Origin of the sequence: Corynebacterium sp. MSK035 (assembly GCF_030232615.1) — a bacterium.
Lineage (GTDB): Bacteria > Actinomycetota > Actinomycetes > Mycobacteriales > Mycobacteriaceae > Corynebacterium > Corynebacterium jeikeium_D.
Genome location: NZ_JASPJP010000017.1, coordinates 34,871 through 47,893, shown reverse-complemented (window position 1 = coordinate 47,893; position 13,023 = coordinate 34,871). Strand labels below are relative to the sequence as shown.

Here is a 13,023-nt window from a genome sequence, read left to right as displayed (position 1 = left end):
AGCATATATTTCTCTGAAACCTAGAGGTCAACCACTACAAATCACCGAATCCAGACACACTTTCTGTCGTTTAACCCAACAAAAGCCGCCGCCTCCCGGAATCTTCCAGAAGACGGCGGCTATTTTTGTCGGGCTGACCGGATTTGAACCGACGACCCCCTCACCCCCAGTGAGGTGCGCTACCAAACTGCGCTACAGCCCGCGTGCACGAAAGTGCAACGAGCTATAGGTTACATCATTGGAGTTTGAAGGCGAAAATCGCCCCTGGCACCTTCCCTGGCCACCGCATTACTGCAGGTAGATGGTCACAGGCGTGGATGTCTCCGCCATCTGTCCCTCCGGCGGATCGATCGAGGCAACCTTACCCATGATCGCGGCCACAGAGTTGGTCGGATTGCCCTCGGCGTCGACGACAGTCACATTCTGGTAGCCGTTGGTACGCAATTCCACCTCGACCGATGCCGGGCTCTTGCCCACCACGCCCTGCGGGATGGTGCCCCAACCGCTGCTGCGCTCACCGGGGCCAGGGATAGCTGGCGGCGACTCGCGAAGTTGGTCGAGCTCCTGCTCAAGGCGCTCACGGGTGTCGTTAATCGTGCCCGATGGGTCCAAGCGATCGGTTGGGCTTGTCGTGGTTTCTTCCGGCGAGGTTGTCGTCGGCGTCGGGCTTGACGACGTCTCCTGCGTCGGCGCCGCCGTATTGTCCTTATTGTCCTCGGTTCCGGAAGTGAAGGACAAAACCAGGGCTACCAGCGCGACTACGGCCACCATGGCGGCGATGGCCACAATGGCGACAGGCTTACCCCACCCCTTCTTGGAGTCATCATTGCCACTGTTGCCACGGTTATTACCGCGGTTGTTGCCGTTGTTCATGTCACCGTAACCGCCTGCGTCACCTGCGGCGTACTGCTGGGTTGCGCCTGCCTGCTGGCCCGCCTGACCATAGCCGCGTTCTTCTTCAGAAAGCGGAGCCCAGTACTGTCCGCTCCCCTGCGCGCCAGCGCCTGCGCCACCGCCTTGCGGTCCGGCACCTCGCGAGTTCTCAAAACGTGTTTCATCGCCGCGCTGTAAGAACTGCGTCTCAGAGGAGTCGCCGCCGAAGTATTCGGTCGGCTGCTCGCCCGCGAAGTCGGCATCCGGGTTGTATCCGCGGTATCCCTCGTCCCGCGGAATGTAGCGAGTTGCGGAGTCATCGCCGTATGAGCTTGAGGAATCGCGTCCGTAGCTGTTGTCTCGGCCATCGTGCTGAAAGCCGTCACGGTTGTTGCCGCGCCTGACCATTGTCAGTTCTCCTTATCGCTAATTTACTGAAACTCTAAAATGCCAACGAAAAGCCCAAAATGCAATTGCCTAAATCACATTTTGGGCTTTTCTCAGCTCGCCACGCGCAACTGGCGGAGCTTCCTAGCGGCGCTTTTTCTTCTCGCGGACACGCACCGCGATGCGCACCGGTGAGCCCTCGAAACCAAATTCTTCACGCAGCTTGCGCTCCAGGAAGCGACGGTAGCCGTGCTCCAGGAAGCCAGTTGTAAACAGCACAATCACCGGCGGGCGCGAGGATGCCTGGGTGGCAAACAACACGCGCGGCTGGCGGCCACCACGCAGCGGTGGCGGGTTCTGCTGCATAATCGCACGCAACCATGTGTTCAGGCGACCAGTGGAGATACGCTTATCCCACGACTCCACGGCCTCCAGCATGGCCGGCTCCAGCTTCTGCACAGCGCGACCAGTCTTGGCGGAGATGTTCACCCGACGAGCCCACGGCACGTGTGCGAGCTGCTCTTCAATTTCGCGCTCGAGCAAATCGCGACGGTCCTCATCCATGAGGTCCCACTTGTTGTAGGCGACCACAAGTGCCCGACCGGAGTCGAGAATCATGCGCAGCACGCGCTGGTCCTGCTCGGTAATCTGCTCGGAGGCATCGACCAGGAAAATCACGACCTCGGCGTTGTCAATCGTCGAACGGGTACGCAGCGAGGCGTAGAACTCGTGGCCCTTGGCGGTCTTGGTCTTCTTGCGGATACCAGCGGTATCCACAAAACGCCACAGCGCCTCGTCCATCTGCACCAGCGAGTCCACCGGGTCAACCGTGGTACCGGCCACGTCGCTGACCACTGCGCGATCTTCACCGGAGAGCTTGTTCAGCAGCGAAGACTTGCCCACATTCGGCTTGCCCACCAGCGCCACGCGACGCGGCCCGGTCGGCAGCGACTTCGCACGCGGCACCTCCGGGAAGGAGGACACCACTTCGTCCATCACGTCGGCATTGCCACGACCGTGGAGGGCCGAGGTTGGGTGCGGCTCGCCGAGCCCGAGGGCCCAGAACTCCGCGACGTCGCCAAGCTGCGAATCCGACTCAAACTTGTTGGCAGCGAGAATAACCGGCTGCTCCGCGCGCTGCAGGCGGCGGGCCATGACCTCTTCCGTGGCGGTGATGCCGACGGTGGTGTCGACGACCATAACAATCACATCGGCGGTCTCCATGGCGGTCTCCGCCTGACGAGCAATCGCCGCATGCATACCCTTGGCGTCCGGGTCCCAGCCGCCGGTGTCCTGCACCCAGAAGCGACGTCCGCCCCATTCACCCAGGTAGGAGATGCGGTCGCGGGTTACGCCCGGGAAGTCTTCGACAACTGCTTCACGACGGCCAATGAACCTGTTAACCATGGTGGATTTACCAACATTCGGTCGTCCCACAATGGCCACGGTCGGAAGAGCTTCTTCCTCCTCGTCGCTGACGCCAAGTGCTGCGAATGCGTTTTCCAGCTCTTCCCAGTCGGCATCGTCGTCGATCTGGCCGGTTTCGGCGCGCTCGATGGCTTCGGAGATGATCGTCTCGTGGTCGGCAATCGTGCGGTCGATGAACTCGTCTGCGCTGGTGTGGCTGCCTGCGGTGCCCGGCGCGTTTTCGCTCTCCACGTTTGCGACCAGGTGTCCGGCGGTGTCGTCCTCGGAATCGTCGTAAGAGCCCTCGTAAGATTCCTCGAACTCCTCGTTGTCGACATCGTCCCAGTCCATGGTGGACCCCGGGTAGCCGGCCTCAACGACATCGAGGACGTTTTCCACGACCTCTTCAATGTCCATCTCAGAGGTGTCCAGAATGAATGCGTCCTCGGCTGGCTTCAGCGGAGAGGTCGCACGGTTGCTGTCGAGTTCGTCGCGGCGGATGACGTCGGCAAGCACGGTGTCGAAGTCGGCCTCACGACCAGCAGCGATGTCCTGGTCGTAGCGGCGGCGAGCGCGGACCTCTGCGGAGGCGGTCATGAAGATCTTCGCAGGGACGTCCGGGAGAACGACCGTGCCGATGTCGCGGCCTTCCACCACACAGCGCACAGCCGATGCGGCCAGCGAACGCTGGAGTGCGACCAGGTTGGTGCGCACAGCCGGAATCGCGGAGACCGCCGACACGTTGCGGGTGACCTCCGGGCCGCGAATCTCGCCGGAAACATCCTCGCCGTCGAGGAGGACGGCGGTGGAGTTCGGGTCATCGGAGACTTCCAGCGGCAGGGCGGCCGTCGCCTTGGCCACGGCTTCCTCGTCGGTCGGGTCGATGCCCTGGCGCAGCACCCACAGGGTGGCAACGCGGTACATAGCGCCGGTGTCCAGGTACTTTGCACCCAGCTCGGTTGCGACCATCCGAGAGACAGTCGACTTGCCAGTGCCGGAAGGGCCGTCAATGGCAACCAACAGCATGTCGTCAGTGTTCTGCTCGCTCATGTGGGCTCCTTCAGCTCCTTGGTTCTCTTCGTTCTTTTTCACTAGTGCCATTTACAGCCCCACCGCGTTGTAGAGGGAGGTCAGCTCAGCGCGGTTGAGTGCGCGGAGAGCGCCCGGGGTCTGCTCGCCTAGCTGGACAGTGTGAATCTTAGTGCGCACCAGGCGCTCGACCGGGAAGCCCGCAGTCTTGAGCATCCGGCGGACGATGTGCTTGCGGCCCTCGTGCAGCTCGATGCGGACGATAGAGCGGCCCTGCCAGACGTCGATGATCTGCGCCATGTCCGCCTTAGCGATGCCGTCATCGAGCTCAATGCCCTTTTCCAGCTCACGCATGACCTTGGCGTCGACCTCGCCGACGACGGTGGCCATGTAGGTCTTGGTGACCTCGTAGCTCGGGTGCATCAGACGGTTGGCCAGCTCACCATCGTTGGTGAGCAGCAGCAGACCCTCGGTGGGCGCATCCAGGCGACCAACGTGGAAGAGTCGCTGACCAGCGCTAATCTTCTCACCGATGATGTCGCCCACACACGGGCGGCCCATGTCATCGTGCATGGTCGACTGCACACCACGCGGCTTGTTCAGGACGAAGTACTGCATGTCCTCATTGACGATGACGCGGGAACCATCAACGCGAATCACAGACGTGTTCGGGTCCACCCGCACGCCCTGTCGCGTCACAATCTTGCCATCGACCTCGACGCGGCCTTCGTCGATAAGCTTTTCCGCCATACGACGCGACGCCACGCCTGCCTGTGCAAGCACCTTCTGCAGACGTACGCCTTCACCTGCTTCGCTGTGCACGTGCTTGCCCGAACCGCGGCGGTTGTCGTCCACATGCTGGTGGCGCGCCGGGCGGGCGTTGGATACGTAGATGTCCTTCGCGTGGACGTTGGAGGTTTCCACCTTCGCGCCGCTGTCGCGACGGCTGCGGTTGCGCTGGGCGTTAGTGGAGCCGCGGTTGGATTGATTCTTACGGTTCTTGTGTGCCGGTGTGCCTTCTCGGCGAGCGGGTTTAGCCACTTGACCTACATCCTTTTCAAGCGTTGGAGAATGTTCTGTTTGTTGGAACGTCAGCGCCAGGCGACGCTGTTCTCTCCCCCGTGGGCCCAAAATGGCCGGTGGAAGCAGGTTAATAAAGAGAATTACAGAGAAAGCCTCGCGCCTTGTCGTGTAGCCACCTTAGCACGTTTTTCGCAAAACGCCAGCTTAACGATGTCCCGCGCGGCCTCCACCTACAGCGCCTTTTACAGCGTTGCGGCCCACTCTCGCACGCCCGGCAGCCACTGCGTAGCTTTCGCCACAAACTCCTGCCGGTCCAGCGCGCCAGCTCCCGCCTGCACCGACCCCAGCAGCGGCACCCCGGTGATGCGCGGCAGTTCCTCCAGGTTCGTCTCAATGATCGGGTCGACCTCCGCCGGCAACGAACCGCCCACCAGCGCCGTGACATTGACCCCACGGCCCCGCGCCACCTCGACGGTGAGCTCCGCCTCGTTCAGGCACCCCAGGTCCAACCGCGTCACGACCACCATCTGACTACCCGGCAACAACCCCGCCAGCTCCGGCAGCGCCCAGTCCTCGCCGAGTCGCACCAGCAAGCCGCCCGCGCCCTCCACGAGGACAACGCGGTTCGGCCCGTCGATAAGCTTGATCTTCTCCGCGATCTCCGTGGCGTTCGGCAGGCGCATTCCCGCGCGCTGCGCCGCCGCCAACGGCGCCATCGGCTCGGGGTAACGCTCGAAACCATGCAGGTTATCGATCCCCGTCAGCTCCGCGACAGTGTCCAAATCACCGCCATTTGGGCCCGGAAAACCGGTCTGAATTGGCTTGACGACGTGCACCTCCTTACCCTCCTCGCGAAGTGCCGCCGCCAGGGCTGCCGTGCCGATGGTCTTACCAATATCGGTACCGGTGCCTGTGACAAGGACGATGCTCATGGTGGTTGATGCTCCTTTTTGGTTGCGCTACTTGCGTTTTTCCTCCGCGGCGACGATGGCGGCGATGGCCTCACAGATGCGATTGACCTCGTCATTGGTGCTGATATACGGCGGCATGGTGTACACCAACTTGCCGAATGGCCGCAGCCACACCCCGGCATCGACGGCCGCTGCGGTGGCCAGGCCCATGTCCACTGGACGCTGCATCTCCACGACACCGATTGCGCCAAGGACACGCACGTCGGCCACAGCATCGCTGCTGGCTAGGGGCTGGAGCTGGTTGCGAAGTCGGGACTCGATGCGCGGGACATCCTCACGCCACTGCCCCTCTGCAATCAGGTCGAGCTGCGCGCAGGCCACGGCACAGGCCAACGGGTTGCCCATGAAGGTCGGGCCGTGCATGATGCCTCCGCCTGCGCCACTGGAAATGGTGCGAGCCACGTCGGCGGTGGTGAGGGTGGCTGCGAAGCTCATAAAGCCGCCGGTCAGCGCCTTGCCGACACACATAATATCCGGCACAATCCCGGCCGCCTGCGTCGTGAACAGGTCACCGGCCCGGCCGAAGCCGGTGGCGATCTCATCCGCGATGAGCAGAATCCCGTGCTTGTCACACAGCTTCCGGAGCCCCACAAGCAGCTCGTGGTCATGGAACCGCATGCCACCAGCGCCTTGGACCACCGGTTCAATAATGATGCCGGCGACGGAGTCGTCGATAAGCGAATCGAAGTGCGCGAGATAGCGTGCGCGCTCCTCCTCGGTTGTGCCGCGGGCGGGTGGTTTGTCGGCGAAGACCTGCGGAGTCCACTGCCCCGTCCACAGCGAATGCATGCCGCCCTCGGGGTCGCAGACGGTCATGGGCGCGCGAGTGTCGCCGTGATAGCCGCCGCGCCAAGTGGCCAGGCGGGTGCGCTCGGGATGGCCTTTGGCCTGCTGGTACTGCAGCGCCATTTTAATCGCCACCTCGACAGAGACCGAACCCGAGTCGGAGTAGAAAATGGCATCGAAGCCGGGGCCTGCGAGCTTTAGGAGCTTCTCCGCCAGTTCGATGGCCGGACGGTGTGTGAGTCCGCCGAACATGACATGCGACATCGTGGTGGCCTGCTTCTTCGCGGCTGCGACCAGCTTCGGGTGCGAGTGGCCGTGGCAAGCGGCCCACCAGCTGCTCATGCCGTCGATGAGGGTGCGGCCGTCGGCGAGGTGGAGGTTGACGCCCTCGGCGGACTCGACCAGCTTGGGCGCGACCGGCGACGGGATGGGGCCGTATGGGTGCCAGATGTGGTCGGCGTCGAATTGGGCGAGGTCGGCGATGGCTGGCCGGGTGTGTGGTTGGGCGGGTGGTTGGGCGGGCGGCGGGGTGTGCGACTGGGAGTGCTGCGGGGTGTGCGGCTGGGCGGTTTCCGAGGCTGTCATGATACTCAGCATAATACCTGTACAGCGCCAGACTTGAACGCCGTTCGGGGTTGGTGGTGGAGCTTCTCGCAAGGATTACAGACAGTCTCAGTGACTTTACGACACCCATGTCACCTCGTGGCAGCTGTGGAGGTGGCATGAGGTGACACTCGTGTCGTGAAGTGGACTTAGGGCCTGTGGAAGCGGGCCGAGAGCGGTGCCGACGCCGCCTAGTACAGCCGCCCCGCTTTGCTCCACACCCGTCGGCGACGCATGGCCAACTCGGCCGCCTTACCTGTGATCGTGATGGGCTGCCGCGCGAAGGCGTAGTTACCGCGATAGCAACTACCACCATTTGCTAGGTGACGCCGGATTTCCGCGGCTGCTTGCCGCAAGGTGGCTACGGCGGAGCCGTCGAAAAGCTGTGACCAGACGATCCGGATGACATTCAACCCGAGGTTCTTCAGGCGCTTTTCGCGCTCCAGCTCCTTTGCGATTGCCACCTGCGTGTCCGCGACTCCACCGTCGGTGTATTTCATACGGCCGTCGAACTCGACGACCAGCCCAAGTTCGGGCAGGTAAAAGTCCACGCGTGCGATGAAGCCACGATCATCCCGAAAGGAAACCTGCTGAAGCAACGGAGCCCGAGAATCGTCGACAGCAGCTAGCCCCGCCTGGACGATTGCTTCTTTAGTGAGCGATTCCCCAATGCTTTCCGACGACGCTGTCGCTTGCCCCAACAATCTCCTGGCCTGTGCATTTCCCGGAGCACGCGGATATGCAGCCAACGTGGCCAACAGCTCCTCGGTGTCGGTGTGGCGCTGGAGGGCGGCGTCGGCAAGCACTAGTGCATTGTGCGGGGTGCGGGAACGGCAGACGTCGATGACGGACTTTGGGACATCGGTGACGAGGCGGCCATCGATTTCTACGATGTCCTCGGGGAGAATCCGGCCGGAGACGCGGATGAGGCGTTTGTGTGGCTGGTACGGGCCATTCGGCGTGCTTCGCGATTGCCCGCGCGTGCGGCCGGAGTTGGCTATCGCGATGGGAGTGTTGTGCGTAAGTAGAGGTAAACCGTGGAGAGCAGCGGCGGCATCGCGGGTGACTACGGTGGTGGTGCCGCGATGGACGAGCGCTTTGATTTCCAGGATGTAACGTTCGGTGCTGTTTAGGGTGAGCCACCTGTCGACCGGCACGTACGCGCCGTGTGCGAGCCACAGGAGGCTGCCGCTTTTGGCTCGCTGGCGGAGATCTCGGTCGGAGTGCTGGCCGATTCGGGAAATTGCGAATGTGCTGGGGCGGGCGCATTCGCGCTGCTGGCCGGTACGGATGATGTCGTCGGCGTCGTAGATCCACTGCGGCATCGGATTGCGCTCCTGAGGTCCCTGCAACTGCTGGTTGGTGGGTGGCGGGGTGTGAGTGTTTGTGGGTTTGTGTGTTTGTGAGTGTTTGCGAGTGTTGGTGAGTGCTACGTTCTCATTTTTGGGCTCACACGGAGGCTCAGAAGGCGTCAATTTGGCGTCGACTGTGGATAGTTTGCAGTTTTCGGGAGTTATCCACAGGGCGTGGGGTGGGTGTGTGGTGGGGTGCGTGTGCGTGTGGTGAGTGCAGTGGGGTGCAAAGGCTCGCAGTGAGCCGTCGTGAGCGGCAACCGCAGCCCCAAAATGCGACTTCACGACACCTATGTCACCTCGTGGCAGCTGTGGAGGTGGCATGAGGTGACACCCGTGTCGTGAAGTGGATCGATGACCGTCAGGCGAATCGAAAACCGTGAAGTGGGTCGTTCAATAGAGTGAACCCCACCTAGTCCAACGGCTCGTCGATCAAGTCGACCTCAGGCAGCAGCGGAGCCAAATCAGGCAGCTGGTCCAGCGAATCAATCCCCAAAAGCTCCAGGAACAGCGTCGTCGTAACGTACAAATGCGCACCGGTTGCCGGGTCCTCTCCGGACTCCGCAATCAGACCGCGCGCGACCAGCGTGCGCATCACGCCATCAACATTGACACCACGCACACCGGAGACCTGCGCACGCGTGGCCGGCTGTCGGTAAGCCACTACTGCCAGCGTCTCCATAGCTGCACGTGAGAGCTTCGACTGCGAGCCATCCAGCAAGAATCGCTCGACCGCGCTGGCATGCGCGGGAGCTGTGTAGAAGCGCCAGCCCTCATCCGTTTCACGCAGCTCAATGCCGCTGCGACGTGCACGGTATTCGTACTCGATCTCGCGAAGCACGTCACGGACATCACTTGCGGAAACATCCAGCGCCCGCGCCATATCCTCCGCCGCCACCGGCGTATCGACTACCAGCAGAATCGACTCAACGCCTGCTCGCAACGGGTCAATGGGCGGCAACTGCGCCGAAGAAGCAGACGCGGGCTCCACGGCCTGCTCGGATGGTGCGGAACTGGTTTCGCTCATGCGCGTCAGATTACGCAACCTCCCGCGCCGGGCGCTAATTGGCCGGGCGCTAATCAGCTGTTAGCACCAGCCCGACCAAGCCCACGCCCGACCAAGCCAAGCCGCAACGCCAGCCCCAACAGCCAGCCCCAGCCACCTACTCCCAGTTCGCCGCCGCCACGACAGCCGGGTCCACGTCCAGCCCGGTCCAGGCCACGTGGATTTCCTCCAGCGCCTCCTCCTGCTCCACACCGATCGCCTTGGCTCGGTAGAGCTCCAGCAGCGCCAGGAACCGCCCGACAACCTCCATGGACACGCGGCATTCGCTGGTCAGCTGCGTAAACGTCAACCAGGTCCCCTCGCCGGCCAGCCGCAGCGAGTCCAGAATTTTGCCCGCCTGCTCCGGTACGGACACGGGCACACCGTGGATGTGCCCGACGCCGACTTCCTCCGGCGGCTTCGGCCGCATCACGACGGCCGCAAACTCGGCGAACTCCCCAAGCGTCATGCCCAGGCGCACGGGCGGCAGCAGCTCCTCGAACTGCTTGTCCGGCCCCACAGCTCGCGGATAGCGCCGCGGCGCGGTCTTCTGCCACTCCTCGAATTGGTCGGCCACCTTGCCATACGCCTGGTATTGCAGCAGTCGGGCGAACAGCAGGTCGCGTGCTTCTAGCAGTTCGAGGTCTTCTTCGCTGTCGACGTCGCCACGCGGCAGAAGCCGTGCGGTCTTGAGGTCGAGCAGCGTCGCTGCCACGACGAGGAATTCGGTGATTTCGTCGAGGTCGCTGACTGCGTCGAGGCTGCGCGTGTACGAGATGAACTCGTCGGTGACCGCCGCCAGCGCGACCTCGGTGACGTCCATCTTTTTGCTGCTGATGAGCTGCAGCAGCAGGTCAAATGGCCCGTTGAAGTTCGCGAGCGCAACGCGGAAGCCGGTGATCTCTTCCTGCACGCCCTCGCTTGACGACGGTTCGGGAGTGTAACTATCCGGGGAAGTCACCTATTATTTGCGGCCTTTGCGCTCGATGACCTCGCGGGCCAGGTTGCGGTACTGCGCCGCAGCTGGGGTGTTCGGTGCCCAGGTGGTGATGGGCTCGCCGGCGACGGAGGTTTCCGGGAAGCGGACGGTACGGGTGATGACCGTGTCGAAGACCTTGTCACCGAAGACCTCGATGAGGCGTTCCATGACTTCCTTGGCGTGGCGCGTGCGGCGGTCGAACATGGTGACCAAAATGCCGGAGACTTCCAGGTTGAAGTTCAGGCGGTCGCGGACCTTGGCCACCGTGTCGGTGAGCAGTGCCAGACCGCGCAGCGAGAAGTACTCCGCCACCATCGGGATGATGACGCCCTCGGCGATGGTCAGCGCATTGACGGTCAGCAGGCCTAGCGACGGCTGGCAGTCAATGATGATGAAGTCGTAGTCATTCATCACTGGACGCAGTGCGCGTCCAAGGGCCTGTTCGCGGCCGACTTCGTTGACAAGCTGGATCTCTGCTGCCGACAGGTCAATGTTGGCCGGGACGAGATCCAGGCCGGAAACCTTGGTGTGGTGGATGGCATCGCGCACGTCGGTGGTGTCGTCGACGATGAGGTTGTAGACGGTCAGGTCCAATTCCTCGTGCGGGACACCGAGACCAGCAGATAGTGCACCTTGTGGATCTAAGTCAACGAGCAGGACTTTACGGCCAAACTCCGCCAGTGCTGCGCCCAGGTTGATGGTCGAGGTGGTCTTACCCACGCCGCCCTTCTGGTTACACATTGCCAGGATGACCGCGGGGCCGTGACTGGTCAGGGGTGCGGGTTCCGGTAGCTCGCGCACCGGACGACCGGTGAGACCGAGTTCAACTCGATCGGCCTCAAACAACCCTTCTTCAGCCACAGTCAATCCCTCTTCCTTGAAGATTTCTCATCAATTCTACTGCGCTACGTAAAACCGCCACGTAATACCGCCATATATTACCGCCACGTGGTAGCGCTACATACTACCGCCGCATATTACCGCGAGTATTCAGCCCGTGGGTGAGCCCCCGCCCAGACTCGTCGCATATTCTCCGCGGTAATCATGGTGTAAATCTGGGTCGTCGTCACGGAGGCGTGTCCGAGCAGCTCTTGGACTACGCGCACATCGGCACCACCTTCAATGAGGTGCGTGCCGAAACTGTGGCGCAAGGTGTGCGGGGAAATTTTCACGCTCAGCCCGGCGCGCTCACCCAACTCCGCCAGTGTATTTCCGGCCGACTGTCGCGACAGCCTGCGTCCCAGCGAGTTGATAAACAGCGCCGGCCCGGAGTTCGCCCGCACCCAGCTCGGCCGCCCGCGGGTCAGCCACGCATCCAGCGCCGCCATGGCCGGCGAGCCCACGGGCACGATGCGCTCCTTGCCACCCTTGCCACGCAGTAACACGAGGTTGGTTTCGCGGTCCACGTCATCGATATCCAGACCGGTAACCTCTGAAACACGGGCGCCGGTCGAGTACAGAAACTCCACCAGTGCACGGTTGCGCAAATCCGTCACGTCCGCGGTGTCGTCATTGGGGATGGACTCGATTAGCCGGGTGACCTCATCAATGCTGAGTGCCTTCGGATACCGCGAAGGCTGCTTCGGCGGCGCCACCCGCTTGGCGACATCCACCTCCAACGCGCCCTCACCCACCGCGAACTTGTGGAAGCTCCGCACAGCCGACAGCGACCGCGTCACCGAGGTCGGGGCCAGTGCCGGCCGGCCCGCCGACGTATCTCCCCGCGCCAGATACGCCAGGAACTCTGTCACATCCTGCTCGGTGACCTGCGCCAATTCCGTGCGCCCGATCTCCCGCAGGTAGGTGCGGTATTTCTCCAAGTCGCGCTTATAACTGGCGAGCGTATTCGCCGACAGGCCCTTTTCCACCGCGAGGTAGGTTACGAAGGCATCGACAAGCGGATCGATCGAGCTCATCGGATACGTTTCAAATCCGCACCGGCGTCGAGCTGCTCCGTCCGGCGCTTCGCCAGGGCCGTCGGTCTGATGTCGAACGGCTCCGCGACCGCGCGCGGCGTGGCACCCCGCAGCAGCACCTCCGCCGCCAGCAGAATGCCGGACAGCGCGATGCCGTTGAGGATCTCTCCGCGCAGCGCCATCGCCACCGCATCCTCGACGCCAATCCACGACGCAGTCATGTCCGCTTCCTCATCGTGGGCTTCCGGCTTATCGACGGCATGGAGCCCCCTGGCCAGGTAGATTCGGACCGCTTCCTCTGCGAAGCCGGGCGAGCTGAACATATCAGTAAGCAGGGACCAGGACTCGGCCTCCAGTCCGGCTTCCTCGACCAGCTCGCGCTTGGCGGCCTCCAGCGGGTCTTCATCCGCGACATCGAGAAGCCCGGCCGGCAGCTCCACCAGGCGCTTCCCTGCCGCCTGCCGCCACTGATTCAGCAAGTAGAGACGGTTATTCTCATCTGCGGCAACGACCGCGACAGCGCCGAAATGCTCCACAATCTCGCGGGCGGAAACATTCCCACCCGGCATTCGCACCTGGTCGCGGCGGACCGCGAGAATAGGTGCCTCGAGAACAATCTCGGAATCAACAACGTCAAATTCGTGCGCCATGA

General features: G+C 62.7%; 11 protein-coding genes and 1 tRNA gene. All 12 read right to left on the bottom strand.

Features of this window, described 5'->3' with window-relative positions; genetic code table 11:
* Positions 1-128: 128 nt before the first annotated feature.
* The 12 genes from QP978_RS09635 to QP978_RS09580 all read right to left on the bottom strand — a co-directional run bounded on the left by QP978_RS09635 (position 129) and on the right by QP978_RS09580 (position 13,021).
* Positions 129-202 (bottom strand) — tRNA-Pro (locus QP978_RS09635).
* A gap of 86 nt (positions 203-288) precedes the next feature.
* Entirely contained in the window at positions 289-1,281 is a 993-nt protein-coding gene (locus QP978_RS09630; protein WP_070862671.1) for a PASTA domain-containing protein, read from the bottom strand.
* 123 nt (positions 1,282-1,404) lie between these two features.
* Positions 1,405-3,717 carry a bifunctional cytidylate kinase/GTPase Der gene (der, locus tag QP978_RS09625; RefSeq protein ID WP_070549848.1) on the bottom strand — a complete coding sequence of 771 codons (2,313 nt, stop codon included), beginning with the start codon at positions 3,715-3,717 and terminating at the stop codon, positions 1,405-1,407.
* Between the two features lie 51 nt (positions 3,718-3,768).
* Complete coding sequence (locus QP978_RS09620) at positions 3,769-4,620, bottom strand: pseudouridine synthase (protein ID WP_083304400.1); 852 nt, start codon at positions 4,618-4,620, stop codon at positions 3,769-3,771.
* A 341-nt stretch (positions 4,621-4,961) separates the two neighbouring features.
* Positions 4,962-5,651, bottom strand: coding sequence for a dethiobiotin synthase (bioD, locus tag QP978_RS09615; RefSeq protein ID WP_284857115.1), 690 nt, complete (start codon positions 5,649-5,651; stop codon positions 4,962-4,964).
* A gap of 27 nt (positions 5,652-5,678) precedes the next feature.
* Positions 5,679-7,061, bottom strand: a complete 1,383-nt coding sequence (locus QP978_RS09610; RefSeq protein WP_284857114.1) for an adenosylmethionine--8-amino-7-oxononanoate transaminase — start codon at positions 7,059-7,061, stop codon at positions 5,679-5,681.
* Between the two features lie 209 nt (positions 7,062-7,270).
* Entirely contained in the window at positions 7,271-8,404 is a 1,134-nt protein-coding gene (locus QP978_RS09605; protein ID WP_070604371.1) for a PDDEXK family nuclease, read from the bottom strand.
* Between the two features lie 439 nt (positions 8,405-8,843).
* Positions 8,844-9,458 (bottom strand): SMC-Scp complex subunit ScpB, encoded by a 615-nt coding sequence (gene scpB, locus QP978_RS09600; RefSeq protein WP_005511298.1) that lies wholly within the window; start codon positions 9,456-9,458, stop codon positions 8,844-8,846.
* Between the two features lie 136 nt (positions 9,459-9,594).
* Entirely contained in the window at positions 9,595-10,437 is an 843-nt protein-coding gene (locus QP978_RS09595) for a segregation and condensation protein A (RefSeq protein WP_172954612.1), read from the bottom strand.
* 3 nt (positions 10,438-10,440) lie between these two features.
* A complete protein-coding gene (locus tag QP978_RS09590; protein ID WP_038625574.1) occupies positions 10,441-11,316 on the bottom strand; it encodes a ParA family protein in 876 nt (291 codons plus the stop codon).
* A 116-nt stretch (positions 11,317-11,432) separates the two neighbouring features.
* On the bottom strand, positions 11,433-12,371 hold the full coding sequence (locus QP978_RS09585) for a site-specific tyrosine recombinase XerD (RefSeq protein WP_070851061.1): 939 nt from the start codon (positions 12,369-12,371) through the stop codon (positions 11,433-11,435).
* Complete coding sequence (locus tag QP978_RS09580; RefSeq protein WP_284857113.1) at positions 12,368-13,021, bottom strand: NUDIX domain-containing protein; 654 nt, start codon at positions 13,019-13,021, stop codon at positions 12,368-12,370. Before QP978_RS09580 ends, QP978_RS09585 begins: the two co-directional genes overlap by 4 nt.
* Positions 13,022-13,023: the final 2 nt, after the last annotated feature.